Genomic DNA, 24246 nt, shown 5'->3' with positions numbered 1-24246 from the left:
CATATCACCGTCCCGGCCGCCCGGTTTTGCCCTTCGTCCGCTTCTGCCGCTTCACGTCGCCCGGATCCTCGTAGCTCCCGACGCCCGTCTTGCCGCGCACCAGCGGGCGCGGATCGTCGCGCTCCGGCTGGCTTTCCAGCAGCGGCGAGAAGCGTTTCGTGCTCTTGGCGGCTTCAGGCTTGTCGGGTAAGTTGCCGGCGACCGGCTTTTCGGTGCGGCCGACGGTCATTTCGTCGAGGTCGTTGCGGCGGAAGAGGGTCTGTTTCGCGGGGTCGGCGATGTCGCGGCCCATTTCGTCGAAGCTGGGTTTGGCGAAGAGGGAGGTTGAGTTCGTGGCCCCCTCATCCGCCCTGCCGGGCACCTTCTCCCCGCTTGGGGGAAGGGACTCGTGGCTGCCTTTCGCTCCACGCTCATGCTGAGGTGCTGACGTCGTAGACCGGAGCCTCGAAGCATCCTTGCGGCCGGCTTCCATGGACTTCGCTTCTTCCCGCGCCATCGGGTCGTCCATGACGGCGAGTTCGGCGGCCTTGAGGCGCTTGATTTCGTCGCGCAGGCGGGCGGCCTTTTCGAAGTCGAGGTCGGCGGCGGCGTCGCGCATCTGCTTTTCCAGCGCGTTGAGGTGGGTCTGCAGGTTGCCGCCGACGAGGTTACCACCGTCCGCGAAGCCCTTGCCGGAGGCGCCCGATATGTCGGCGCGGACGTGGTCGCGTTCGTAGACGCTGTCGAGGATATCGGAGATCTTGGCCTTCACCGATTCCGGGGTGATGCCGTGTTCGGCGTTGTAGGCCACCTGCTTTTCGCGGCGGCGGCTGGTTTCCTCCATCGCGCGTGTCATCGAGCCGGTGATGTTGTCGGCATAGAGGATGACCTTGCCGTCGACGTTTCTTGCTGCGCGGCCGATGGTCTGGACCAGCGAGGTCTCGGAACGCAGGAAGCCTTCCTTGTCGGCATCGAGGATGGCGACGAAGCCGCATTCGGGGATGTCGAGGCCTTCGCGCAGGAGGTTGATGCCGACAAGCACGTCGAAGGCCCCGAGGCGGAGATCGCGGATGATCTCGATGCGTTCCAGCGTGTCGATGTCGGAGTGCATGTAGCGGACACGGACGCCCTGCTCATGCAGGTATTCGGTGAGGTCTTCGGCCATGCGCTTGGTGAGCACGGTGCAGAGCGTGCGGTAGCCCTTGGCCGCGGTCTCGCGGATTTCGCCGAGCACGTCGTCGACCTGGCTGCGGGCAGAGCGGACCTCCACCGGCGGGTCGATCAGGCCGGTCGGGCGGATGACCTGTTCGGCGAAGACGCCGCCGGACTCTTCCATCTCCCAGCCGCCGGGGGTGGCGGAGACGGCGACGGTATCCGGGCGCATCGCGTCCCATTCTTCGAAGCGCAACGGGCGGTTGTCCATGCAGGACGGCAGGCGAAAGCCGTATTCGGCCAGCGTCGCCTTGCGGCGGAAGTCGCCGCGGTACATGCCGCCGATCTGCGGCACGGTGACGTGGCTCTCGTCGATGAACAGCAGGGCGTTGTCGGGGATGTATTCGAACAGCGTCGGCGGCGGTTCGCCGGGGGTGCGGCCGGTGAGGTAGCGCGAGTAGTTCTCGATGCCGGCGCAGGAGCCGGTCGCCTCGAGCATTTCGATGTCGTAGCGGGTGCGCTGTTCCAGGCGCTGGGCTTCCAGCAGGCGGCCGGCCTTTTCGAGCTCGGCGAGGCGCAGGCGCAGCTCTTCCTTGATCGACTTGATGGCGCCGTTCAGCGTCGGGCGCGGGGTGACATAGTGCGAGTTGGCGTAGATCTTCACCGATTTCAGGTCACCGGTCTTCTGGCCGGTCAGCGGGTCGAATTCGGTGATGGAGTCGATCTCGTCGCCGAACATGGAGATGCGCCAGGCGGCATCCTCCAGGTGGGCGGGGAAGAGTTCGATCGTGTCGCCTCTGACACGGAAACTGCCGCGGGTGAAATCCATGTCGCGACGCTTGTATTGCTGGGCGACGAGGTCGGCCAAGAGCTGACGTTGATCCAGCCGGTCGCCGACCGTCATCTGGAAGGTCATGGCGGTGTAGGTCTCGACCGAGCCGATACCGTAGATGCAGGAAACCGAGGCGACGATGATGCAGTCGTCGCGCTCCAGCAGCGAACGGGTGGCTGAGTGGCGCATGCGGTCGATCTGTTCGTTGATCGAGCTCTCCTTCTCGATGAAGGTATCAGAGCGCGGAACATAGGCTTCCGGCTGATAGTAGTCGTAGTAGGAGACGAAGTACTCGACCGCGTTGTCGGGGAAGAAGTTCTTGAACTCGGAATAGAGCTGGGCGGCGAGCGTCTTGTTCGGCGCAAGGATGACAGCCGGGCGTTGCGTCGCCTCGATCACCTTGGCCATGGTGAAGGTCTTGCCCGAGCCGGTGACGCCGAGAAGGACCTGGCTGCGGTCGCCATTGTCGAGGCCTTCCACGAGGTCCTTGATCGCCGTCGGCTGGTCGCCTGCCGGTTCGTAGTCCGAGACCATGCGGATCTTGATGCCGCCTTCGGACTTCGGCGGCCGAGCCGGGCGATGCGGCGTCCACATCTTGCCGTCCTTGAACAGCGGATTGCCGCTCTCGATCAGCGCAGACAGGGCTTCCACCGTGGCCGTGACGGCCGTGCCGGCCTTCAGCTCCGCCGCTTCCTCCAGCGTTGTGTCCATGCCGGAAACGGGGTTGAGGCCGGCGGCCGCACGGGTCTTCGGGTCGGTCGAGCCGCCCATCGAGGTGCCTCTTGCCGATTTCGACGCAGCGATTTCCACCTTCTTGCGATGCTTGCCGGCCTTCGAGGCAATCTGGCGCTGCGTCTCGACGCCCGAGGCCTCGGCGTCGGCCTCGAGCTGCTTCACCCAGTCGGCAACGGAGCCGCCGAGCGGCGCGTCTTCGAAGGACGACTGCGGGGCTTCCTCGAAGCCATCGGGGGCGGGGGATTTTTCCGGAGATTTGGCCATCGCCGGAATATGGAGAGAGTCCCGCCGAAATGGAAGAGGCAAAGAGTACAAAAGGGAAACGGATTCTCCGGGTGCGGTTGCTCCCGAGAAGCGGAGCGTTTTGTTCCCGATTTTTCAGGATCGGCCGGAGGGACGTTGTCTGCCGTCGCCGCAAGGCGATTTGCCAGTGCCATCCGCCAAAAGCTGCCGAGCCTGATTTCCACTGGCCTGATCGCCCGCCGCGTGCCAGATTGAGGACCCGCAACCGTCGCGACGAAGATGGTACGGCTTTGGAGAGGGTGGCATATGTCGGCTATACAGGTTCCAGGCTTATTGTCTTTCACCATCGCAATTCTCGTGTTCTTCGCCGGCGCAAATCTCAATCGTTTCATTCCGATCCTGACCCGCTGGAGCATTCCGGAGGCGGTGACGGGCGGGCTCCTGGCGGCGCTGGCGACGCTGATCGCCTATGAGTTCTTCGACGTCGAGATCAGCTTCGCGCTGGCTGCGCGCGACATGCTGCTCCTGTATTTCTTCACCGGCGTCGGCCTCAACGCACGGTTCGCCGATCTGATCGCCGGCGGCAAGCCATTTCTCATCCTGTTGGGGCTGACGCTCGTCTTCCTGGTTATCCAGAACCTCGTCGCCTTCGGAACCAGCTCGATGCTCGGCCTTCCTGACGGGGTGGCCATTCTGCTCGGCTCGACGTCTCTGATCGGCGGTCACGGCACGACCATCGCCTGGGCTCCCCTCGTGACCAGTCGCTTCGGCCTGAGCAACGCCCTGGAGATCGGCATTGCCAGCGCGACGCTCGGCCTCGTCATCGCCAGTCTCGTTGGCGGGCCGATCGCACAGTACCTGATCAGCCGCAACCGCCTGAACGGTCCCGCAGACGAAGAGCTGACGATCGGGGTGTCGCAGGCATCCGTCAGCAGTCACCACGACGACGTCAGCTATGTCAGCCTGTTGCGAACGCTGTTGGTGACCAATGTCGCCATCCTGGTGGGATACGCCCTGCACGAGATCATCCTGGAGACCGGCGTCAATCTTCCGCTTTTCGTCGTTTGCCTGCTGGTCGCCATTGTTCTGACGAATACCGTTCCCTTCCTGGCGCCAAGATTTCCCTGGCCGACGCGCAGCCGCGCCCTGTCGTTGATCTCCGATCTGTCGTTGAACATATTCCTTGCCATGTCATTGATGAGCATGCAGTTGTGGGCGCTCAGCGGCCTCGGTCTGGCGCTGATGATCGTGCTGGGCGTTCAGACCGTCGTCGCGATCGTCTACATTCTGTTCGTGGTGTTCCCGGCGATGGGGCGCAACTACGACGCCGCGGTCATTTCCGCCGGCTTCTGCGGGGTCGCGCTGGGGGCAACTCCGACGGCGATCGCCAACATGACGGCGGTTACCAAAATCCACGGCGCAGCCACCATCGCGTTCATCATTCTGCCGCTTGTGTCCGCGTTCTTCATCGATCTTGCCAACGCCGCGGCACTTGGCTTCCTTGTGCGGTGACATAGGTCGGCGTCCGAGCCTGGTGCTTTCTCGCCAGCCCGTCAACGGTGCGACGCCTGTCGACGTTTGTCTTCGAATATTGCCTGGCGGTGCCCGCGAACCGCATCGGCTCGCAGGTCTATGCGACCGCGTAGCTGAAGACGATGCAGGTAGTGATCACGCTGCTCGTCTTTTCCGGGTTTTCTGTCTTCTGGCTCGGCGAGAGCCTGACGTGGAACCATGCGATCGGCTTTGCCCTGATCGCAGTCGGCGCCTCCTTCATCTTTCGCGGCTGAACGCGCCTTATCCTGTCGCCGGCAGGCGGGGGCAGGATAAGGCAAGCTTGGGGAGGAATATCGTCGCTGCGAAGATCGATGGTTGGCGCGGCCGACGGCGCGATCCGACGCAAGGTTACGCGGCCACGCTGGGTCACTCCGCGCGGGCGAAGGGTCATCGCTCCACGAAGGACTGAAGCCGGCCAAGCGCGTCGTCCCATTGCCGGGAAACGGCGTCGAGATAGGCGCGCATGGTGACGATCTGCTCGGGGCGGAAGGCATAGTGGCTTTCGCGTCCGACCTTGGTGCTGTGAACAAACCCCGCCTGCTGGAGGACGTGCAAGTGCTTGGTGACCGCCTGGCGCGTCAGCCCGGTGCCGTCGGACAGGCTGGCGATCGAGCGTTCGCGCCCATCGCTGAGGGTCGTCAGGAAAGACAGGCGTGTCGGGTCGCCAAGCGCCGCAAACAGCGTCGCGGGAGTTTCACTGCGGTCGGCGAAATCAGCGTTCAACATAAGCCTTGATGTTTTTCACCTGTTCGGCCCAACCGCCTTCGTTCATGCGGAAGGCTTCGGCGCGGCGATGTGCCGGGACGGTGTCAAAGCCGGATTCGGTCACCGTCAGGCGGGTGCCGGAGGGGGTCGGTTCCAGCCGAAACTCGACGAGTGTCGGCGTCTCTTTGGAGTAATCGACATCGGGATCGACGGCGTAGGGCTTCCAGGTGAAGGAGAAAAGGTCGGGCTTGTCCATGCGCTTGACGGTCGCGTGCCAGCGGACGTGTTCGAAGCCTGGGTAGGTGATATGGCCTGACGACACCTCGCCGGGGACGAAAGGTCCGTCCAGGGTTACGCGGAACCATTCACCAAATTCGCGGTGGTCGGCAATTGCCTTCCAGACCCGGTCGATCGGGGCGTTCAGTTCAATTGTCGTCTCGATGCGATCGGACATATTGGCAACCTCCTGGTTGCCTTTTGTATCGCACGGCGTGCCGTAATTGGCAACCTAAAAGTTGCCTTTTAAAATTCAGCCCAGCACGTCGTACAGGCGGAAGATGAAGCTGATCTGATAGATGAGGTTCAGGGAAACGAAGATCGCGTGGAAGCGGCGGCTGGCCGTCCAGGCGGCGGCGATGCAGAAAACGATGTAGACGAGGTTGCGGGCAGGGTATTCCCAGCCCAAAGACAGGATGTGGTCCCGCCCCTTGATGGCCGTGTCGGCGATATCGATCGCATAGGTGAGGCCAAGCGTGCCGAAAAACCAGCGGCGGCGGGAGATGAAATATTCCTCGTAGCCTCCGTAATCGTCGAGCGATGCGGGAAAAAGCAGGGAACAAAGAAGGAAAAACAGACTGCAGAAGCAGACCAGGAAGAGGTAGACGCCGAAATGCAGGACGGGGATCGCCTGCACTCGATATTCCCACCACCAGATGTGGACGATGAACAGGAACATCGACAACGCCCAGCCGAGATGCACGGGATAGATCTTGCCCTTGGCCGGATGCTGCACGATGCCGGCAATGCCCGTGAGCAGGCGCGCCAGGCTGAGCGAAATCACCATCCCCATCACGACCTTGAGGTGGAGGAAGACCTCCGGCGAGGCGACCGGGTCCATGGTCCTACTCCGCAGGCACCGGCATCGGCTGCCCGTTCTCGTCGAGCGCGACCATGATAAACGTGCCGGCAGTGACCCTTTCCATCTTGCTGTACCGGAAGCGTGTCGCCCAGGCTTCCACACAGAGGGTCATCGAGGTTCGCCCGACGCGTTCGACGTCGGTGTAGACGGACAGCGTGTCGCCGATCTTGACCGGAAGCGCGAAGGCCATTTCCTTGACGGCAGCCGTGACCACGCGCCCCTTGGCGCGCTCGGCTGCGGAGATGCCGGAGGCAAGGTCCATCTGGGCCATGACCCAGCCGCCGAAGATATCGCCGGCCGGATTGGCATCGGCGGGCATCGCCACGGTCCGGAGTGTCAACGTTCCCTTCGGCTTGGCGTCTTCGGTCATAGAGGCTCCTGTTTCCAGCGGTGCATAAGGCGATTCTCACGGAACCTAGCGCATAAGCCTTCAAACCGAAATTGGGCATGGTGACAAAGTGAAGACGGGTCGACCGCAGCGTGATTCAAGTTTGTTTATCACGGGGCACAGCTGAAKGCGCTGCTATTCGGCGCTTTGACATCAAGGCTCGTTGTGTCTGCAAAAGCTACCGATCCGTTGGCAAAACGGAGCGCAGATCTTCGACGAGAACTGCAACTATAGTCCTATTCGAAATTACCCGGCTGGAATGTCCTTGGTCATAATAGGTAATTGCACCAATATCTTAAGGGGCCGGAGCGAATTTTCTGACGCAACGTTATGTGAGGCTCCCCTAATTGAGGTTCACGGTCCGGTAATAAGCACATAGCAATATTCGACTATTATCAAATTCTGAACTTCTGGGGCTCCATGCGTAACGTGAAGATTTCTACCCGCCTCTACACTCTCGTGGGCATGGCGCTCGCCATCCTCGTTCTGACGATAGGCTTCTTCCTCAACTATTCGCATTCCAAGCTCGAGAGCGAGCGGAAGAGCGGTTTGGCGCAGATGGACGCCACCGCGATCGCGATCTTCCAGAAATATTACAAGCTGGAGCAGTCCGGGGCGATGACGCGCGAGCAGGCGCAGACGGCGGCAAAAGACGTGATTTCAGCGATGCGCTACGGCGGCAGCGGGTATTTCTGGATCAACGACATGCATCCGACGATGATCATGCATCCGATCAAGCCGGAGCTGAACGGCGCGGATCTGTCGCAGAACAAGGACCCGAACGGCAAGCTCATCTTCGTCGAATTTGCCAATACGGTGAAGAAAAGCGGGCAGGGCTTCGTCGATTATTACTGGCCGAAGCCGGGTGCAGCCGAGCCGGTGCTGAAATATTCGCATGTCGTCGGCTTCGACCCCTGGGGCTGGGTCGTCGGCACCGGCGTCTATGCCGACGATCTCGCAGCGCTCTACTGGCAGAACGCGCTCTGGGCGGCCCTGGCCTGCCTCGTCGGCGCGGTCGTCATCCTGTCCGTCGCCTTCGCGATCGTGCGCAGCGTCACTGCGCCGATCGCGCGACTGAAGACGGCGATGACCGCCATTGCCGACGAGAGGGATACGGTCGACATCGTCGATCATGACCGCCGTGACGAGATCGGTGCGATGGCGAAGTCACTTCTTGTGTTGCGCGATTCGGTTCGCGACCGCATCGCCATGCGGGATCGCGAGAGCCGGCAGCAGCTGCAGATCGAGGACGAGCGGCGCGGCAACGAGGCAAGCTGGCGTTCGGCTGCCGACCGCCAGAACGTCGCGATCCAGGCGCTCGGCACGGGCCTGGAACGGCTTGCCGCCGGCGACCTGACGGTTGCGATCGACGATATCGGTGATGACTACTCCAAGCTTCGCTCCGATTTCAACACGGCGGTCGAAGCGCTGAACGGCGTCATTCAGGCGATCGCGGAATCGACCCGGATCGTCAACAACAGTGCCGGCGACATCAGCGAGGCGACCAGCAACCTATCGAAGCGGACCGAGCAGCAGGCAGCCGCTCTCGAAGAAACCGCTGCAGCCCTCGACGAGATCACCGCGACCGTGAAGACGGCATCCGAACGCGCCGGCGAGGCCCGCGAGATGGTGTCCGAAACCAAGGCGAGCGCCGGCAAATCGGGAGAGATCGTCCGCAACGCCGTCGCCGCCATGAACCGGATCGAGGATTCTTCCAATCGCATCAGCCAGATCATCGGCGTGATCGACGAGATCGCCTTCCAGACGAACCTGCTGGCGCTCAACGCCGGCGTGGAGGCGGCGCGTGCCGGCGAAGCGGGTCGCGGCTTTGCTGTCGTGGCGCAGGAGGTGCGCGAACTGGCACAACGATCTGCCAATGCCGCCAAGGAGATCAAGGCGCTGATCAGCAGTTCGGCCAGCGAGGTCGGCAACGGCGTCAAGCTCGTTCGCTCGACCGGCGACGCGCTGGTGGAAATCGAGGAACTGGTCAACCGCGTCAACAGCCGCGTCAGCTCGATCGCAACCGCCGCCGGCGAGCAGGCGACCGGCCTCAACGAGATCAATGCTTCCGTCAACCAGATGGACCAGATGACGCAGCAGAACGCCGCCATGGTCGAGGAGACGACCGCGGCCAGCCAGACGCTTGCCGAGGAGAGCCATCAGCTGAGCGGGCTGTTGTCGAATTTCAAGCTGAAGGACGATGGGCCAGCCGGTCAACGTTTCAACCGAGCAGCCTGAGGGCGAACGCGTGATCTCTGCGGCCGGTCTGCAACCGGCCGCATCGCCATGCCAGCATCACTTGAATTTTCGCCTTCTAATAGTAAGCTGACAGCCAGCTATTTAAATGAGGGCTTTGGATGCGGCTTTTGAGCGCCCGGCTGGTGTTGCCTCTGGCCTTTCGAGGTGCCCTTCATGAGTATTCGCATCTGCCAAGGTCAGCGCCAGACGTTCCGAGGATTTCAACGCCTTCAGTCCCTGTGTCTGCCTGGCTGGCGCCGGGACAGAGCTGAATCTTGAGGGCGGAAAAGGCCTGGTGGCTCAACTGACAAAGGGAACAGGATGAAACGGGTGTTATCGAGCGTCATCGCTTCCCTTTCGGTCGTCGGGCTGGCCTTGGGCTTTGTGTTCTTTGCGGCGTCCTTGACGCCAAGCCTGATGCCGCGGTCGTTCCTGGTGCAAGGCGCGCTGTCTGGGGTCAGCGCGGCGGTCGGCTATCTGTTCGGCGTCGTGCTCACCTGGCTTTGGAGATACATGCAGCTCCCCACACCAACGACGCGGCCGGTATGGGTGAAGGTGGCCGTCGTCGTTTGCGGTCTTGTGCTCTCTGTCGCTTTCCTGTGGCAGGCGGCGGGCTGGCAGAATTCGATTCGCGATCTCTGGCACATGCAACGCCTCGATAGCGCCGAGCCCTACAAGCTCGCAGCGGTCGCAGCCGTGGTTTTCCTGGCCGCGGTGCTTCTCGGGCGGCTGTTCCGGTTGACCGTTCTGTGGCTGTCGGACCGGTTATCGCGTTTCGTGCCGCGACGCGTCTCGAACGTCGTCGGCGGTTTGATCGCGATCCTCCTTTTCTGGTCCGTCGTCGAGGGCGTTCTTCTGCGCGGCGCGTTGCATGTCATCGATTCATCGTTCCAGAAGGTGGACGCTCTGCTGGAGGACAATGTTCCGAGGCCGAGCGATCCTGCAAGGACAGGCAGTGCGGCTTCGCTGGTCGGATGGAACGGGCTTGGCCGGCAGGGCAGGAATTTCATCGCTTCCGGGCCGAAGGCGGCCGATATCGGCGCATTCTGGAAGGGCGAAGCCCGCGATCCCATCCGCGTGTATGTCGGCCTGAACAATGCCGATACGATCGAGGCGCGGGCGAAACTCGCCCTGCAGGAGCTGCAGCGCGACGGAGCGTTCGACCGTTCGATACTCGTTATCATCGTCCCGACGGGTACCGGCTGGGTCGATTCCGCTGCGATGGATCCGCTTGAGTACCTGCATCGCGGCGATGTCGCGAGCGTGGCGCTGCAATATTCCTATCTGTCGAGCTGGCTGTCGCTGCTGGTGGAGCCGGAATACGGTTCGGAATCCGCAAAGGCGCTGTTCCGCGAGGTGTACGGCTATTGGACGACATTGCCGCACGACAAGCGTCCGAAGCTCTATCTGCATGGTTTAAGTCTCGGCGCGCTCAACTCGCAGATATCGGCGGATATATTCGATGTCATCGCCGATCCCTTTCAAGGTGCGCTCTGGAGCGGTCCGCCATTCGAGAGCGCCACCTGGAGGGCCGTCACGGCGGGTAGGGACCCGCAGTCGCCGGCCTGGCTGCCGAAATTCCGGGACAGCTCGATCATCCGGTTCACCAACCAGGAAAACCGCCTCGACATTTCCGGCGCGACCTGGGGACCGATCCGGATCGTCTACCTGCAATATGCGAGCGATGCCGTCACGTTCTTCGACGCTCACTCCTTCTATCGCGAGCCGGCCTGGATGCGCAAGCCGAGGGGGCCCGACGTGACGGCGAGCCTGCGATGGTTCCCGGCGCTGACGATGCTGCAACTGCTGTTCGACATGATGATCGCGACGACCTCGCCGATGGGCTACGGCCACGTCTACGCGCCGCAACACTATATCGACGGCTGGGTCGCGGTCACCGCGCCTGCGATCGAGCCCCAGCAGATCGACGACCTCAAGCGGCATTTGGCCGACACGGCCGCGGCGATCGAAGGGCACGACTGATCTCAGCCCGTCCATTCTGTTCACAAACGGGATTTGTCGCTGCGTTAACCATGCCTGTTAGGCTTTCGTTTAGGCTCACGCATCAGTTTGCGCCGCAGTGGCTGGGAAACCACATCTTTGAGGCGTGCACAATGACCTATAGCGGCTTGCTCCTTTCTGCCATCGTGGCCGGCCTGATCACAATTCTTGCGATCGGCAGCCGACCTGCGACCGAGGCGGCGTCCAACTGGCCACAGATGGATCTTTCAAAAACCGACCGGATCGTGACGGGCAGCGTCCCGCACCGATAACGTGGCGGCGGTTTTGGGGGCGTGGGTCGAACCGGCCTGCGGCATGTCATGCCACGCGGCGCGGTATGTGCTGATCGATTCAGACAAATACAAGAATTCGCCTGTACTAACTTAGGGGCTGCCGCAAGAGTGCGTTAAGTGCGCGCAACGTAAGCGAGTGGAGTAGTGAAAGCGTTGAACCAATGAATAGCTCCAATCCGCGTTACGATATCATTTGCGATCCACTCGACATGTGGATTGTCTGGGACAACCGGACGGACGAACCCGCCACCTTCGGCGGCCAGATACTTCATGGATTGACCCAGGGTTATGCCGTCGAGGTCGCCAAGATCATGAACGAAATCTACGGCACCGGCGGCGGCCCTGCACGGCAGGTCAAGAAAGACGCCCCTGCCGGCACCGTCTTGCGCAGCGCCATCTGACGCTCACGCCTCGCCGTCGCGTGGGCTGGTCCACGGTGCGGCTACTTCAATCCTCCTTGCGGTCACCCTACGCCTCGCCAAGTAGCCGGCGCAGGGGGTTGCATTGCGCATTCTTGCTTCCAGACGTAAGCTCAAGCGGTCCGACATCGCGTGTGGCGAAGCGGCCCGGTTTCGCGGGGAGGCAGATGCGATGAGCATAGAGGAACTGTTTTCAAACGCGGCCGGGCATGCAGCGCGCTTTCGCTCGTCCGTCGGCGCTCGTCCTCATCGGCCGGAGCGGGACTACGCATCCGCGCTGGCCGCTTTCACCCAAGACGTTCCCGCACAGCCGACGCCGATGGTCGATGTCCTTGACGACCTTGTGATGAAGGCTGAGCCCGGTCTTCATCTCATGACGGGGCCGCGGTTCTTCGGTTGGGTGATCGGTGGCTCCCACCCGATGGGCGTGGCCGCGGACTTCCTGACCAGCGCATGGGGACAGAATGCTGGCAACCATGTCGCGACGCCTTCGGCGGCAGCTGTGGAAACGGTCGCCGGCGGCTGGCTGCTCGATATCCTCGGCCTCCCGCCCGAGAGTTCGCTGGGTTTCGTCACCGGTGCGACTGTCGCGAATTTCACCTGCCTTGCAGCTGCCCGCGGGGAGGTGTTGCGGCGGGTGAACTGGGATGTCGATGCCCAGGGATTGTTCGGAGCGCCTGCGATCGCTGTCCTGATCGGGGACGATGCGCATACGACGGTCTTTTCGGCATTGCAGTTTCTGGGACTCGGCCACGATCGTGTCGTGCGGGTCGCGACGGACGAGCAGGGGCGGATCCTTCCCGCGGCCTTCTCGGAGGCGATTGCGAACGTGGGCGGCCCCTCTATCGTTATCCTCCAGGCCGGCCAGATCAACACTGGCGCGTGCGACGACTTCGCGACGCTTGTTCCGCTTGCACGCGCCGCTGGCGCGTGGGTGCACGTCGATGGCGCGTTCGGACTCTGGGCACAGGCGTCGCCCAAACGGCGTCAGTTGACGCGCGGTATCGAACTTGCCGACAGTTGGGCGACGGACGGCCACAAATGGCTGCAGACGCCCTATGATTGCGGCTATGCGATCGTGAAGGACGAGCTGGCGCATCGCCGCGCCATGACGATCGCGGCCAGCTACCTGCCGCTCGCGAGCGAAGGCGAGCGCGATCCCTCGCACTATGTGCCGGAACTGTCGCGACGCGCGCGCGGCTTCGCGACCTGGGCGATGGTCCGGCATCTCGGACGCACAGGTATAGAGGCGCTGGTCGAGCGCTGCTGCACCGCCGCCGCCGATATGGCGAGCGCACTTTCGCGAGAGCCCGGGATCGTCGTTGCCAACGAGGTCGTCCTGAACCAGATCATCGTGCGTTTCGGCGCAGATCTTCCAGCCGAGCAGGGGGACGATCTTACGAGGCGAACGATCGATGCGCTGCAGCGGGACGGCCAGCTGTTTGCCGGCGGCGCGACGTGGCGCGGCCGGCAGGTCATGCGCCTATCGGTGACCAACCACCAGACGGATTTGGACGAGGCAACAAAGAGCGCAAGGGCAATCGTCGCCGCTTACAGGGCGACGAGACGATCCGCTTTGGTTTGATGAACGGCGGACCATGGTTGGTGACCCAGTGCCTATTCGCCATAGTGATCTGTGGACCGCGTGCCTGAAGAGGATACCAGGATCAGGATGAAAGTGATCTTTGCCGGGCCAACGCTCCACGGTGCGAGCTTCCTGCCAAGCGCGGACTGCCAATTTCGCCCGCCCGCCAGGCAGGGAGATTTGTATGGAGCGGTCAAGGAGGGCGCCAACGTCATCGGGCTCATTGATGGGCTCTACGAGTATGTCCCCGCCATTTGGCATAAGGAGATCCTCTTCGGGCTTTCTCAAGGGGTTCATATTCTGGGAGCAGCGAGCATGGGGGCACTGAGGGCGGCGGAGTGTGCTGCGTTCGGCATGATCGGCGTCGGAGAGATCTATCGCGACTTTGCGAGCGGCTTGCTGGAAGACGACTCAGATGTCGCCCAGGCGCATGCTCCGCCCGAGATGAACTTTCTTCCTCTCAGCGAACCCCTCGTGAATGTCCGCGCGACGATTTCGCGGTGTTTGGAACTCTCTCGCATAACAGACGCGGAGCACGATCAGCTTCAGTACGCTGCAAAGCGGATTTTCTTCAAGGATCGTACTTATAGGCACCTGGTAAGTTCTGCCATTCAAGGTCCCGATCGCGCGCAAAGGGTGCTGGCAAACTTACGGGAAAACAAGATCAACCTGAAGTTAAACGATGCTCTGATGCTGATCGAGGTCGTGACGAGGATGCCGGATTGCCGGTTTGTTGCAGAATTCGATTGGACGTTTGAAGCGACCGATTTCTGGACTTCGGTGTTTTCGCCATCCTGACACGCACAAGAGGGTCTTGGCATGTTTCGGCCTTCAAGCTTGGCTGACGCAGTCCCTTTGCGTTCTTCCCAGGTCGCTTCTGCTTGCGGAAGAGGGAGCTGTCACCTGGATACATCTGGGGCTTTGCGAGCTTGAGGTTTGCAACCTCTCTTCCGGGTAAGCATTCGTTCACCGTTCTTTACTAAATTTCGAAGGAAGTTTTTGGTCACTGCCGTTCTGCAGAAGCGATGAGAGTATGGCGTTTGTTTCCATTCTGCGGCGTTATGTGCTGCCCGTGCTGCTTTCCATTGCGTTGACGACGTGCTCGACGGATGGGCTCATTCCGCCGGGCGAGGTGGATAGCGGAACGAGGGTCGGTTCGATCTCTCCGGCGAAGCGGTCTGCCGCGCCGGTTCGCATGCAGACGACCGAGGCCCAGCAGGCCTACCCCGTGGTCAGCCAGCCGGTGACCGGTGTTGAACAATCAGCCGACTATCTGGACACACCCAATCTCGCAGGCGCAGGGCATTCCGCGCAGACGATGCAGGCTTCTACTGCACAGTCCGGTCAGCTTCCGCTCATGGGCAGCGACGAAGCCTCGGCCGGGGCACGCGGTGCCGCTGGCCTCCTGCAGGGGCAGCCGCCGCAAAACTGGGGTGGAACGCAGGCGCTTGCCGTTCCCCCCGGGGGCGTCAACATGGATGCGGAACTTGGCGCCGAACCTGTCGTCGGCCTCGCTCAGGAACAGCAGCAGCAGATTGCCGAGGGCCAATCCGACCAGCCGGTCGTCGACGGCATCGGTACGGATACCCCGACACAGCTCAACCGTTCACGCGTTCCTCGTCCGGCGAGCGAGGCAGCCGTGAGCCAGGCTCCTGCCTGGGGCGATGGCAGTGCCGTCGTGGCTCCGTCGCGCGTGCCTGAGGAAAATGAACAGCAGGAAGTCGCCATGCTGCGGCCGGGCAATCCGATGATGAGCCAGCCGGCACAAGTCGATCCGGGTGTCATGCCTGCCTCGGAACTTGCTTGCCGGCGCGAGCTGAAGCGAATGGGCGTCGTTTATACCGACAAGCCGCCGATTTCGCAGGGGCCGGCCTGCCAGGTGCCCTATCCGATCTCACTGCAGGGGTTGTCAGGCAATATCGGCGTGAGGCCGGCGGTGACGCTGAACTGCCAGGTGACCCTTGCCTTCGCGAAGTGGGTGAAGAACGAATTGGCGCCGTCCGCCCGCTTCCGCTACTGGTCGGGGATCAAGACCATCCAGCCGCTCGGCGGCTACAGCTGCCGGCGTATGAACAACAGCCGCCAGAAGTACAATCCGATGTCGGAACATGCGCGCGGCAACGCGATCGATGTCGGCAAGTTCGTGCTGAAGAGCGGTCACGCGATCGACGTGCGCAAGAAAGGGCTCTTCTCCTTCCGCGAAGGCCGGCTGCTGCAGGCGGTTCGAAGCGATAGCTGCAAATATTTCAATACCGTGCTCGGCCCGGGCAGCAATCCGGAACACTGGAACCATTTCCACTTCGACCTCAGATCGCGACAGAGCGGCAGGGCCTACTGCGATTGATTGTCGGCTCGATGTCACCGATTGACGACGGGGCCAAGAGCTTTCGGAATTGTTTTTCACCTGAATGCGCTTTCAGCCAAATGAATGCTCTGTTCACAGGCATTGGGATGTCAAACTTTCCTAAAGCGGCTATATAGCGCCCCAGTCCGCCCGCGAATTTGCAAGAGCCCCCATGGCCCCGATTATCTCCATCCGCAATCTCACGAAAATCTACGCCAACGGATTTCAGGCGCTGAAGGGCATCGACCTCGATGTCGAGAAGGGCGAAATCCTGGCGCTGCTCGGGCCGAACGGCGCGGGCAAGACGACGATGATCTCGATCATCTGCGGCATCGCCAATCCGAGCGGCGGCACAGTGCTGGTCGGTGGCCACGATGTGGTGAAGGATTTCCGTGCGACACGGGCGATGATCGGCCTCGTGCCACAGGAATTGACGACCGATCAGTTCGAAACGGTGTGGAACACCGTCAGTTTCTCGCGCGGCCTGCACGCCAAGAAGCCCAATCCGGCCCACATCGAAAAAGTGCTGCGAGACCTTTCGCTCTGGGACAAGAAGGACAACATGCTGCGCCAGCTTTCCGGCGGCATGAAGCGGCGCGTGCTGATCGCCAAGGCGCTGTCGCACGAGCCTGAGATTCTCTTCCTCGACGAGCCGACTGCGGGTGTCGACGTGACCTTGCGCAAGGACATGTGGCAGGTCGTGGAAAAATTGCGCGAGGCGGGGGTGACGATCATTCTGACGACGCACTACATCGAGGAAGCCGAAGAGATCGCGGACCGCGTCGGTGTCATCAATGGCGGGGAGCTGCTGCTCGTCGAGGACAAGACTGCACTGATGGCGAAACTTGGCCGCAAGCAACTGATCCTTGAGCTTACGGAGCCGCTTGAGGCGCTGCCTCACAGCTTCGCGGGCAATGGGCTTTCGCTCGCTGATGACGGTAACAGGCTGGTCTACGATTTCGATGCTCAGGACGAGCAACTGAGCATCGCGACGCTTCTGACGCGGCTTGGCGAGCATAACATTCACTTCAAGGATCTTTCGACGCAGCAGAGTTCGCTGGAAGATATCTTCGTGGCACTCGTAGGAGGAGCGAAATGAACTTCGAGGCCATCAAGTCGATCTATTATTTCGAGATGGCGCGCACGCGTCGCACGCTGTTGCAGAGCGTCGTCTCGCCGGTCATTTCGACATCGCTTTATTTCATCGTGTTTGGTGCGGCGGTGGGCTCGCGCATTCAGGAAGTGGAGGGTGTCTCTTACGGGGCGTTCATCACGCCCGGCCTGATCATGCTGACGCTCCTGGGCCAATGCATCAGCAACGGCTCCTTCGGCATCTATTTTCCGAAATTCACAGGGACGATTTACGAGGTATTGTCGGCGCCTGTAGCAATGACCGAAATCCTGCTCGGCTATGTCGGAGCGGCGGCGACGAAGGGACTGATGATCGGCGTCATCATTCTCTTGACGGCGACCATCTTCGTCGACGTCAGGATCGAGCATCCGTTCATGATGGTTCTGTTCTTCCTGCTGACGGCGATCACATTCAGCCTGTTCGGCTTCATGATCGGTATCTGGGCGACCAATTTCGAGCAGTTGAACCTCATCCCCATGCTCGTCGTCCCGCCGCTCACCTTTCTGGGCGGCAGCTTCTACTCGATCAACATGTTGCCGCCCTTCTGGCAGGCGGTCAGCCACTTCAACCCGGTGCTCTATCTGGTCAGCGGTTTCCGCTGGAGTTTCTTCGGTATCGCCGACGTCAACCCGCTGGTCAGTCTCGGCATGATCACGATCTTTCTGGCGATCTGCCTCGGCACGCTCGGATGGATGTTCAAGACGGGCTACCGGCTGCGGAACTAGATGAGCCGGCGCCTCTCGAGCCGTCGGGAAGCAGCAGGATCAGCCGAGCGCGCCGCAGGCGCCGACATCCGCCAGTTTTGCCCGACCTGACTGCTGATCCGACAGCAGGGGAACCAACGGATCCGGTCCCCCGATCGCGGCCTCAAAGACCGCACGATCCACTTTGACCATTCGACCGCTCGAAGTGAAGCTGACCATCTGCTTGCTGCTGACAATTGCCAAGCTGGCATTGAGGCGGCAAAAGAACTTTTTCCCGCTTTTTGACAGCACCCAGCCCAGGCTGCCAGACTTTCCCTGTCCGAGCTGGAAACCGTATAGCCCTGCTTCAGCAGGCCTGAGTATGCTTCAGCGTTTGCGATGCCTGGTATTGCCAAAGCCACAAATGCAGCAACTATCACCAAACAACCTGGTCTGAAATTCATGATGATTCCCTATGAAATGTAGGAGTGACGCCTGCTCTTGTGGGTGCATTTATCGTGTTTGCAACCAGAGTGACTGTGCGAAGCGACGGCGTTGCGATCGGGATCATCTAGCGTTCCTGTTCGCGCGGAGGTGTCTAGTCGCGCATTCTCAGCTCGTCCGTCTGCATCTGCAGCGATCCCAGCGTCGAGAGAAAGCTCATGCCGAGCAGGCTCTGGTCGAGCTTGCCGTCCTCGGCAACGCTTGCATTGACGTTGTTGCGCACGATTGGGCCGATCGCCACTTCGGACAGCGTCACGGGCGCAGCCTGGGCGCGGCCGTTCGCTGTCATCACGCTCATCGAATAGGTCAGGTTCTCGGGGATGATGCCGACACGCTCGGCGTCTTCGCGCGACAGGGCGACCATACTGGCCCCGGTATCCACGAGCATCGAGATGGTCTGCCCGTTGATCTGGACATCGGCCTCGAAATGGCCGTTCAATAGCTTGTGCAGGATCACTTCCTCGCCGCCTTCGCTCGTGGTCACGACGACGGCGCGGCCGGGCACGAGGCCGGCGAGCAGGCGGTTGCCGACGCCAAATGCTTCCTGCCTATAGAGGTAGGCGGTGGCAAGCCCGAGGATCAGCACCAGCCAGATCATCAGGTGGCGCAAAGTTTCGCCGACGCTGATACGGCGCCCCCAAATGCCCGCCGCCAGCATCAGTGCGATCGGCAGCAAGTAGACGACACGGCCGAAATCGTCGGTCCGCATGCCCAGCACCCGCGGGCTGTCGCTGCTGAAGATGAGAACTGCAAGTCCAAGACCGAGAACGCCCAGAAGGATAGTCAGGCGTGTCATGCGGTCTGCTCCGCCGTCTTGACGGTTGCGGAATGGCGACCGGCTATCAACCGGTTCTGCGGCAACCGAGCGGGCAAAGCGACCATCAGTTGCCGCCGTTCCTCGTCCGAAAACGACATCCAGCCACTGATTTCTTCAATGGTACGGCCACAGCCTGCGCATAGGCCGCTGGCAGAATCGATGGAGCACACGTCAATGCAGGGTGTTTGCATGAAAAACTATATCGATGTTTCACAATGCCATGGCAAGGGCGCAAAGCGCCGCCGTCTCGGAAATTTGTGCTGCCGCGCCGAGCGTGTCGCCGGTGTGGCCCTGCAGTTTTTTGCGGACCAGCGCCGTGAATGCCATCACCGTCAAGCCGGCAGCCAGAAGGCTGCAGACAAGCGGTAGAAGGCCGAGGCCGGGCCAGAGCAGCAGAGCGGCAAGAACGCCGCCGGAGGCCAGCGCAGTCTGCATCACGCTTTCACCAGGCTGTCCCGCGGCGACGGCGACCCCATCGTTTCTTGCCGGCGGCAATCTGTGCCAGTGCCAGACGAGCGCGCTGCGGCTGATGCAGGCGACGGCCGGGAGCGCCAGCGCCGCGGCAAAGGACGGCGCGGCGCCGACGATGGCTGCGATTGCGGCAGCGCGAATGGCAAAGGAGAGGATCAGTGCGATCGCACCATAGGTGCCAATGCGGCTGTCCTTCATGATCGTCAGGCTGCGCTCGCGATTGCGCCCGCCGCCAATGCCGTCCGCGCAATCCGCCAACCCGTCCTCGTGCAGTGCGCCGGTGACGACAGCCTGAACGGCAAGCGCAACAAGAGCGGACATTAGCCGATCGGCATGCAGGAAGAGCATCACGAAGAGGACAATGGCTGGCAAGAGGCCGATGAGAATGCCGGCGACGGGAAATGCGCGCGCGACCCGGTCAAGCCTGCCGTCGTACCCGGCAAACGCTGCGCGTGGCATGGGCAAGCGGCTGAGGAAAGCGACGGCGCGAGCGACGTCCACGGCATAGTTCACGATATTCATGCTGCGCCCGACCCCGCGACAATACGCAACGCTTTTGGAGTTGTTCGCCTCCGCCGCTGCCTTTAAGAGAGTGGCGACGAAAGAAGCTGATTTGCAGCCAAAAGACAAGTTTACAGACAAGACAAGGAAGCCGTACCCATGAGCGTTTCAGGCCTGCCGTTCGACGATTTCCGGGCACTTCTGCGCGATCTGCCAGGCCCGGATGCCAGGGCGCTGGTGGCTGCACGCGAGCGCGACGCGCAATTGACGAAGCCACCGGGCGCGCTCGGGCGTCTGGAGGAAATTGCTTTTTGGCTGGCGGCGTGGACGGGCAGGACGCCTGCGGTCAACCGCCCACTCGTCGCTATCTTCGCCGGCAACCACGGTGTCACCAAGCAAGGTATCACGCCCTTCCCGCCCGCTGTGACGCAGCAGATGGTCGAGAACTTTGCGGCGGGCGGCGCTGCGATCAACCAGATCTGCGTCGCCTACGACCTCGGGCTAAAGGTGTTCGATCTGGCGCTCGATTATCCGACCGGGGACATCACCGAGGAGCCGGCGCTGTCCGAGCGCGACTGCGCGGCGACGATGGCGTTTGGCATGGAGGCGATTGCCGGCGGCACCGATCTTCTTTGCATCGGCGAGATGGGCATCGGCAATACGACCATTGCGGCTGCGATCAACTATGCTCTTTATGGCGGTTCCGCGCGTGACTGGGTCGGCCCGGGCACCGGTTCCGAGGGCGATATGCTGGAGCGCAAGATCGCCGCGGTGGAGAAGGCGGTCGCGCTGCATGGCGATCACCTCGACGATCCACTGGAAATCATGCGTCGGCTCGGCGGTCGCGAGATCGCGGCCATGGCGGGTGCCATCCTCGCCGCGCGTGTCGAACGGATTCCGGTGCTGATCGACGGTTACGTAGCAACGGCTGCTGCGGCGATCCTGAAGGCGGCAAACCCGTCCGCGCTCGATCATTGCCTGATCGGCCACGTGTCGGGCGAGCCGGGCCACCTGCGGGCGGTCGAGATGCTCGGCAAGACGCCGCTTTTGGCGCTCGGCATGCGGCTCGGTGAGGGAACGGGCGCGGCGCTTGCAGCCGGCATCGTCAAGGCAGCGGCTGCATGCCATTCCGGCATGGCGACGTTTGCCCAGGCGGGCGTCACGAACAAGCACTGAGCGTTCAGGTTCGTGACAGGTTTATGACAGAGTCTTGCGGCGGGGACCGGGAACCGGTATTCGCATTTTCTGATGCATGGCGGCTGCGATGGCCGCCGTCTACTTGACGACGAGGGCACTCGATGAAACCTGCCGTGACCAAACTCACCGGCATCAGCCACTTCCTCGCTGCTGCCAGCTATTCGGTCGGCGGCTTCCGCCGGCTGATCAAGGAGGCCGCTTTTCGGCAGGAACTGCTGTTTTTCGCCGTCTCGCTCATTCTGCTGCTGGCCGTCGGTGCGACGCTTGCCGAGTTGATGGTTGCGGTCCTGCTGTTCCTCGTGCTCTTTGCGTTCGAAGCGTTGAACACCGCCATCGAGGAAGTAATCGACCGGATTTCGCCAGAGATCTCCATGGTCGGGAAGCATGCCAAGGATCTCGGCTCGTTTGCCGTTCTCTGCATGATCGCGGCGTGCGGGATTTTCCTGCTGTTCACAGTCGGGAAGCAGCTGATTTTCGGATGATCCTGCCGAGATGATCGAGTTCAGGCAAAGCTTCGGCGCTTGCGCGATACGGCGTGCGTATCCTCCACCGCCGGAACGCTTTGCAGCACCCGCATTGCCGGCAAAATGGCGATGGCTTCGGTGCCCTCGCGCAACTTGGATTTCAAGAGGAATTGTCCGTCGTGCTTGGCAAGGATCGCCTGAACGATCGGCAGGCCGAGGCCGGTGCCCTGTTCGGCGCTCTTGATGGCAATGGACCCCTGACCGAAGGCTGACAGAACGACCGGGATTTCCTCCTCCGGGATCCCCGGTCCATTGTCCTTGATCGAGATGTATTGACCGCCGCCTGCGGTCCAGCCGACTTTGACGTGGATCTCGCCGCCCTGCGGGGTGAACTTCACGGCGTTGGACATGAGGTTGAGGAGCACCTGGCGCATTGACTTTTCGTCCGCCCAGACCGGCGGCAGATCCGGTTCGAATTGCTGCGTGATGGTGATACTCTTGCCGCGAGCGCGCAATTGAACCATGCCGATGCAATCCTCGGAGATGTCGAGCAGGGAGATAGCCTCCTCGCTCAGCTCGTACTTACCGGCTTCGATGCGGGAGAGATCGAGGATCTCGTTGATGAGGTTCAACAGATGCTGTCCCGATCGATGAATGTCGCCCGTGTATTCCTTGTAGGTCGGGTTGTTGAGCGGTCCCATCACTTCGGCCGACATGACTTCGGAGAAACCTAGAATGGCGTTCAGCGGCGTCCGGAGCTCATGTGACATCGAGGCGAGGAAACGGGATTTCGCCAGGTTTGCCTCCTCGGCCCGGCGGCGGGCCTCGTCGGACATCGACTTGGCGACTTCCAGTTCGGCGATCAGGTCGTCCTTCTCGGACTGATAGGCGAGGATCCTGAGGTTCGATTTAAACAGCCGGTCGCTGATGTAGTGGAAGAAGACCACCGTCGTCGTCAGCGTGGCGGTGAGGGCGATTTCGAGGAATTCGCGCGAGAGTCCGGTCTTGGCGATGAGGCCGAGGACCACGGGTGCGAATGTCACCAGCACGCAGGGCGTCAGCATGAAATTCCACATCGCGGTGACCGACAGCGCGATCAGCAGGGTTGCTCCCTTATAGAGCACGAAGCTGGATGGCTCGCAGGCCGTGCAGTCCTGCAGGGCAAAGACCGCCCAGCAGCAGCCGATCATGAACTGGCCGAGCAACAGAACGCGACGCCATTTCCGTGCGCTGACGACCGTCATCTCCTGCTTGCGGGCGCGCCGCGCGAAAAAGACGTTCGCCGCATGCGCGGTCAGGGTAAGAAGTCCCCAGAGCAGTATCTGGGCATCGCCGGTAAAATAGATGCCGAGTGCCGCGACGATGATGACGAACAGCGGCACTATGGAGGCGCCCTGAAGGACGGCATTGATGTAGAGGGCGAGTACGTCGCGATCGAAGGCGCCGCTCGGCGCGTGGCTCGATTGCAGGCGCTCACGCGTCAGCCGCACAGCCTTCGACACAGGCTTGTTCCGGTGACTGCGTGATTTGTCGACGATATTCTTATCGGTCGATGTGCTTACGCCGTTACTCATTGTACACGTTGAAGCTTGATCCGCGGGTATCTTCACCCTAAAGCGCAATTCTTAAGAATATGTTTGCCATTTTTGCCAACGATTTGTTTTTCAAGGAGGCGAAAGCGTGACGCGCGGCTTTCGGACGATTCGCGAGGGCGTGACTGCGCTGGCGCTTCTGGCGTTCATCTGGCTGATCGCCGCAAAATTGAACGACCGTGCGGAGATCGCACACACCGGCCGGTTCCATGCGGCCGACGGCGACAGTCTGGCGATCGGACAGGAACGAATGCGGCTTTACGGCATCGATGCGCCGGAACTCAGCCAGAGATGCGAGCGTGCCGGCCAGGCATGGCAATGCGGACAGGAGGCCAGACGGATGTTGCAGAGCCTGGTGGCGGCGCCCGACGCGCGCTGCGTGGGCAGCGAACGGGACCGATTCCAGCGGCTGTTGGTCGTGTGCCAGGCCGATGGCGTGGATCTGAATGGCGCGATGGTACGCAAGGGCCTTGCAGTCTCCTATGGCGCCTACGGGCCGGAGGAGGCGCAGGCACGGGTGGAGAAGGTTGGCCTTTGGGCCGGAACCTTCGAGATGCCGCGCGCTGTTCGCGACCATGGGCGTGAAACAGCAACCTCGCGCGGTGCACTTGGACTTTTCGGATGGTGACAGTCAGTCCCGAGCAGGACGGGCTTGATACACTGCGGGGCGACATCGCGGCCTGCCGCATCTGTCGCGATGCGCCGCTCCGGGGCGCCGATGACAGGCTGCCGCACGAGCCGCGTCCGGTCGTCGTGCTTTCAGCGAAAGCCAGGGTGCTGATTGCAGGACAAGCGCCCGGCCTCAGGGTTCACGAGAGCGGCCTACCGTTCAACGACGCGTCTGGCGACCGGCTTCGCGCTTGGCTGCAGATCGACCGCGAGATGTTTTACGACCGTGACCGCTTTGCCATCGTGCCTATGGGCTTCTGCTTCCCCGGGTACGACGACAAGGGCGGCGACCTGCCGCCGCGGCGCGAATGCGCGCCGCATTGGCGCCAGCAGGTCGTTTCAGCGATGCCGCAGATCGAATTGGTGCTTGCCGTCGGGCAGTATGCGCAGACATGGCATCTAGGCGCGGAGCGTCGCCAGAACATGACGGAAACGGTGCGCGCCTGGCGGGCGACATTGTTCTCCAACCGCCCGCCGGCCATTCTCCCATTGCCGCATCCGAGCTGGCGAAACACCGCGTGGCTCAAGCGAAATCCATGGTTCCAGGATGAATTGCTGCCGGTGCTGCGCGAACGTATCAAAATGCTGGCGAACTGAAACAAAATTCTTC

Annotated in this window: 24 protein-coding genes and 1 pseudogene; 15 read left to right on the top strand and 10 right to left on the bottom strand. The window is 61.8% G+C overall.

Translation table 11 applies throughout. The features are described from left to right. Positions 1-4: 4 nt before the first annotated feature. Positions 5-2962: an excinuclease ABC subunit UvrB gene (uvrB, locus tag AC1DMK_RS03490; protein WP_037061149.1), complete on the bottom strand. Its 2958-nt coding sequence runs from the start codon at positions 2960-2962 to the stop codon at positions 5-7. A 285-nt stretch (positions 2963-3247) separates the two neighbouring features. On the opposite strand from uvrB, the gene gltS reads away from it, so the two are divergent. Further along, the gene (gltS, locus tag AC1DMK_RS03485; RefSeq protein ID WP_037061151.1) at positions 3248-4453 is read left to right on the top strand and encodes a sodium/glutamate symporter; all 1206 of its coding nucleotides are present in this window, start codon (positions 3248-3250) and stop codon (positions 4451-4453) included. 71 nt (positions 4454-4524) lie between these two features. Then, positions 4525-4728, top strand: a pseudogene (locus tag AC1DMK_RS03480) (DMT family protein); the annotation flags it as partial. 154 nt (positions 4729-4882) lie between these two features. Here the strand turns inward: AC1DMK_RS03480 and AC1DMK_RS03475 are convergent. The 4 genes from AC1DMK_RS03475 to AC1DMK_RS03460 all read right to left on the bottom strand — a co-directional run bounded on the left by AC1DMK_RS03475 (position 4883) and on the right by AC1DMK_RS03460 (position 6708). Next, the gene (locus AC1DMK_RS03475) at positions 4883-5218 is read right to left on the bottom strand and encodes an ArsR/SmtB family transcription factor (RefSeq protein WP_477857134.1); all 336 of its coding nucleotides are present in this window, start codon (positions 5216-5218) and stop codon (positions 4883-4885) included. Continuing rightward, on the bottom strand, positions 5208-5654 hold the full coding sequence (locus AC1DMK_RS03470) for an SRPBCC family protein (RefSeq protein WP_477857132.1): 447 nt from the start codon (positions 5652-5654) through the stop codon (positions 5208-5210). Before AC1DMK_RS03470 ends, AC1DMK_RS03475 begins: the two co-directional genes overlap by 11 nt. Before the next feature lie 75 nt (positions 5655-5729). Continuing rightward, complete coding sequence (locus tag AC1DMK_RS03465) at positions 5730-6317, bottom strand: hypothetical protein (protein ID WP_477857130.1); 588 nt, start codon at positions 6315-6317, stop codon at positions 5730-5732. Positions 6318-6321: 4 nt separating this feature from the next. Next, positions 6322-6708, bottom strand: a complete 387-nt coding sequence (locus AC1DMK_RS03460; RefSeq protein ID WP_037061157.1) for an acyl-CoA thioesterase — start codon at positions 6706-6708, stop codon at positions 6322-6324. A gap of 438 nt (positions 6709-7146) precedes the next feature. Between AC1DMK_RS03460 and AC1DMK_RS03455 the strand changes: the two genes are divergently transcribed. The 9 genes from AC1DMK_RS03455 to AC1DMK_RS03415 all read left to right on the top strand — a co-directional run bounded on the left by AC1DMK_RS03455 (position 7147) and on the right by AC1DMK_RS03415 (position 17463). Next, positions 7147-8964 (top strand): methyl-accepting chemotaxis protein, encoded by a 1818-nt coding sequence (locus AC1DMK_RS03455; RefSeq protein ID WP_477857128.1) that lies wholly within the window; start codon positions 7147-7149, stop codon positions 8962-8964. A gap of 321 nt (positions 8965-9285) precedes the next feature. After that, positions 9286-10947 (top strand): alpha/beta hydrolase, encoded by a 1662-nt coding sequence (locus AC1DMK_RS03450; protein WP_477857127.1) that lies wholly within the window; start codon positions 9286-9288, stop codon positions 10945-10947. 131 nt (positions 10948-11078) lie between these two features. Continuing rightward, positions 11079-11237 carry a hypothetical protein gene (locus AC1DMK_RS03445; protein WP_477857125.1) on the top strand — a complete coding sequence of 53 codons (159 nt, stop codon included), beginning with the start codon at positions 11079-11081 and terminating at the stop codon, positions 11235-11237. Between the two features lie 182 nt (positions 11238-11419). Then, entirely contained in the window at positions 11420-11659 is a 240-nt protein-coding gene (locus AC1DMK_RS03440; RefSeq protein ID WP_037061164.1) for a hypothetical protein, read from the top strand. Positions 11660-11849: 190 nt separating this feature from the next. Continuing rightward, the gene (locus AC1DMK_RS03435) at positions 11850-13262 is read left to right on the top strand and encodes a pyridoxal phosphate-dependent decarboxylase family protein (RefSeq protein WP_037061165.1); all 1413 of its coding nucleotides are present in this window, start codon (positions 11850-11852) and stop codon (positions 13260-13262) included. An 87-nt stretch (positions 13263-13349) separates the two neighbouring features. Beyond that, positions 13350-14060, top strand: a complete 711-nt coding sequence (locus AC1DMK_RS03430; protein WP_037061166.1) for a TfuA-like protein — start codon at positions 13350-13352, stop codon at positions 14058-14060. Positions 14061-14295: 235 nt separating this feature from the next. After that, the gene (locus AC1DMK_RS03425) at positions 14296-15606 is read left to right on the top strand and encodes an extensin-like domain-containing protein (protein ID WP_477857122.1); all 1311 of its coding nucleotides are present in this window, start codon (positions 14296-14298) and stop codon (positions 15604-15606) included. A gap of 172 nt (positions 15607-15778) precedes the next feature. Continuing rightward, positions 15779-16705: an ABC transporter ATP-binding protein gene (locus tag AC1DMK_RS03420; RefSeq protein WP_037061170.1), complete on the top strand. Its 927-nt coding sequence runs from the start codon at positions 15779-15781 to the stop codon at positions 16703-16705. After that, entirely contained in the window at positions 16702-17463 is a 762-nt protein-coding gene (locus AC1DMK_RS03415; RefSeq protein WP_037061172.1) for an ABC transporter permease, read from the top strand. The genes AC1DMK_RS03420 and AC1DMK_RS03415 overlap by 4 nt, the downstream gene beginning before the upstream one ends. Before the next feature lie 39 nt (positions 17464-17502). Here the strand turns inward: AC1DMK_RS03415 and AC1DMK_RS03410 are convergent, their stop codons facing one another. The 4 genes from AC1DMK_RS03410 to AC1DMK_RS03395 form a co-directional block, all read right to left on the bottom strand. Continuing rightward, the gene (locus AC1DMK_RS03410; protein WP_477857120.1) at positions 17503-17634 is read right to left on the bottom strand and encodes a hypothetical protein; all 132 of its coding nucleotides are present in this window, start codon (positions 17632-17634) and stop codon (positions 17503-17505) included. Positions 17635-18019: 385 nt separating this feature from the next. Then, entirely contained in the window at positions 18020-18721 is a 702-nt protein-coding gene (locus AC1DMK_RS03405; RefSeq protein WP_037061176.1) for a retropepsin-like aspartic protease family protein, read from the bottom strand. After that, positions 18718-18933 carry a DUF1289 domain-containing protein gene (locus AC1DMK_RS03400; protein ID WP_037061177.1) on the bottom strand — a complete coding sequence of 72 codons (216 nt, stop codon included), beginning with the start codon at positions 18931-18933 and terminating at the stop codon, positions 18718-18720. The genes AC1DMK_RS03405 and AC1DMK_RS03400 overlap by 4 nt, the downstream gene beginning before the upstream one ends. A gap of 19 nt (positions 18934-18952) precedes the next feature. Further along, on the bottom strand, positions 18953-19735 hold the full coding sequence (locus AC1DMK_RS03395; RefSeq protein WP_477857119.1) for an adenosylcobinamide-GDP ribazoletransferase: 783 nt from the start codon (positions 19733-19735) through the stop codon (positions 18953-18955). 138 nt (positions 19736-19873) lie between these two features. Here AC1DMK_RS03395 and cobT point away from each other — a divergent pair, with 138 nt between their 5' ends. Then, positions 19874-20890 carry a nicotinate-nucleotide--dimethylbenzimidazole phosphoribosyltransferase gene (gene cobT / locus AC1DMK_RS03390; RefSeq protein ID WP_037061180.1) on the top strand — a complete coding sequence of 339 codons (1017 nt, stop codon included), beginning with the start codon at positions 19874-19876 and terminating at the stop codon, positions 20888-20890. A gap of 122 nt (positions 20891-21012) precedes the next feature. Continuing rightward, positions 21013-21393, top strand: coding sequence for a diacylglycerol kinase (locus AC1DMK_RS03385; protein ID WP_477857117.1), 381 nt, complete (start codon positions 21013-21015; stop codon positions 21391-21393). Positions 21394-21413: 20 nt separating this feature from the next. On the opposite strand, the gene AC1DMK_RS03380 is transcribed toward AC1DMK_RS03385, so the two are convergent. Continuing rightward, entirely contained in the window at positions 21414-22949 is a 1536-nt protein-coding gene (locus AC1DMK_RS03380) for a sensor histidine kinase (protein WP_477857115.1), read from the bottom strand. A gap of 106 nt (positions 22950-23055) precedes the next feature. Here AC1DMK_RS03380 and AC1DMK_RS03375 point away from each other — a divergent pair, with 106 nt between their 5' ends. Next, positions 23056-23595, top strand: a complete 540-nt coding sequence (locus AC1DMK_RS03375) for a thermonuclease family protein (protein ID WP_477857113.1) — start codon at positions 23056-23058, stop codon at positions 23593-23595. Then, a complete protein-coding gene (locus AC1DMK_RS03370; protein WP_477857112.1) occupies positions 23589-24233 on the top strand; it encodes a uracil-DNA glycosylase family protein in 645 nt (214 codons plus the stop codon). Before AC1DMK_RS03375 ends, AC1DMK_RS03370 begins: the two co-directional genes overlap by 7 nt. Positions 24234-24246: the final 13 nt, after the last annotated feature.

The sequence above is a fragment of the Rhizobium sp. 05L419 genome (genome assembly GCF_056397845.1).
Note: the sequence above shows the minus strand (reverse complement) of the source record. Positions and strands in the feature narration are given on the sequence as shown.

Excerpts from the sequence above, each read along its gene's own strand:
- uvrB (WP_037061149.1), bottom strand. The coding sequence starts at position 2,962 with ATGGCCAAATCTCCGGAAAAATCCCCCGCCCCCGATGGCTTCGAGGAA.
- gltS (WP_037061151.1), top strand. The coding sequence starts at position 3,248 with ATGTCGGCTATACAGGTTCCAGGCTTATTGTCTTTCACCATCGCAATT.
- AC1DMK_RS03470 (WP_477857132.1), bottom strand. The coding sequence starts at position 5,654 with ATGTCCGATCGCATCGAGACGACAATTGAACTGAACGCCCCGATCGAC.
- AC1DMK_RS03465 (WP_477857130.1), bottom strand. The coding sequence starts at position 6,317 with ATGGACCCGGTCGCCTCGCCGGAGGTCTTCCTCCACCTCAAGGTCGTG.
- AC1DMK_RS03460 (WP_037061157.1), bottom strand. The coding sequence starts at position 6,708 with ATGACCGAAGACGCCAAGCCGAAGGGAACGTTGACACTCCGGACCGTG.
- AC1DMK_RS03455 (WP_477857128.1), top strand. The coding sequence starts at position 7,147 with ATGCGTAACGTGAAGATTTCTACCCGCCTCTACACTCTCGTGGGCATG.
- AC1DMK_RS03450 (WP_477857127.1), top strand. The coding sequence starts at position 9,286 with ATGAAACGGGTGTTATCGAGCGTCATCGCTTCCCTTTCGGTCGTCGGG.
- AC1DMK_RS03445 (WP_477857125.1), top strand. The coding sequence starts at position 11,079 with ATGACCTATAGCGGCTTGCTCCTTTCTGCCATCGTGGCCGGCCTGATC.
- AC1DMK_RS03440 (WP_037061164.1), top strand. The coding sequence starts at position 11,420 with ATGAATAGCTCCAATCCGCGTTACGATATCATTTGCGATCCACTCGAC.
- AC1DMK_RS03435 (WP_037061165.1), top strand. The coding sequence starts at position 11,850 with ATGAGCATAGAGGAACTGTTTTCAAACGCGGCCGGGCATGCAGCGCGC.
- AC1DMK_RS03430 (WP_037061166.1), top strand. The coding sequence starts at position 13,350 with ATGAAAGTGATCTTTGCCGGGCCAACGCTCCACGGTGCGAGCTTCCTG.
- AC1DMK_RS03425 (WP_477857122.1), top strand. The coding sequence starts at position 14,296 with ATGGCGTTTGTTTCCATTCTGCGGCGTTATGTGCTGCCCGTGCTGCTT.
- AC1DMK_RS03420 (WP_037061170.1), top strand. The coding sequence starts at position 15,779 with ATGGCCCCGATTATCTCCATCCGCAATCTCACGAAAATCTACGCCAAC.
- AC1DMK_RS03415 (WP_037061172.1), top strand. The coding sequence starts at position 16,702 with ATGAACTTCGAGGCCATCAAGTCGATCTATTATTTCGAGATGGCGCGC.
- AC1DMK_RS03410 (WP_477857120.1), bottom strand. The coding sequence starts at position 17,634 with ATGGTCAAAGTGGATCGTGCGGTCTTTGAGGCCGCGATCGGGGGACCG.
- AC1DMK_RS03405 (WP_037061176.1), bottom strand. The coding sequence starts at position 18,721 with ATGACACGCCTGACTATCCTTCTGGGCGTTCTCGGTCTTGGACTTGCA.
- AC1DMK_RS03400 (WP_037061177.1), bottom strand. The coding sequence starts at position 18,933 with ATGCAAACACCCTGCATTGACGTGTGCTCCATCGATTCTGCCAGCGGC.
- AC1DMK_RS03395 (WP_477857119.1), bottom strand. The coding sequence starts at position 19,735 with ATGAATATCGTGAACTATGCCGTGGACGTCGCTCGCGCCGTCGCTTTC.
- cobT (WP_037061180.1), top strand. The coding sequence starts at position 19,874 with ATGAGCGTTTCAGGCCTGCCGTTCGACGATTTCCGGGCACTTCTGCGC.
- AC1DMK_RS03385 (WP_477857117.1), top strand. The coding sequence starts at position 21,013 with ATGAAACCTGCCGTGACCAAACTCACCGGCATCAGCCACTTCCTCGCT.
- AC1DMK_RS03380 (WP_477857115.1), bottom strand. The coding sequence starts at position 22,949 with ATGAGTAACGGCGTAAGCACATCGACCGATAAGAATATCGTCGACAAA.
- AC1DMK_RS03370 (WP_477857112.1), top strand. The coding sequence starts at position 23,589 with ATGGTGACAGTCAGTCCCGAGCAGGACGGGCTTGATACACTGCGGGGC.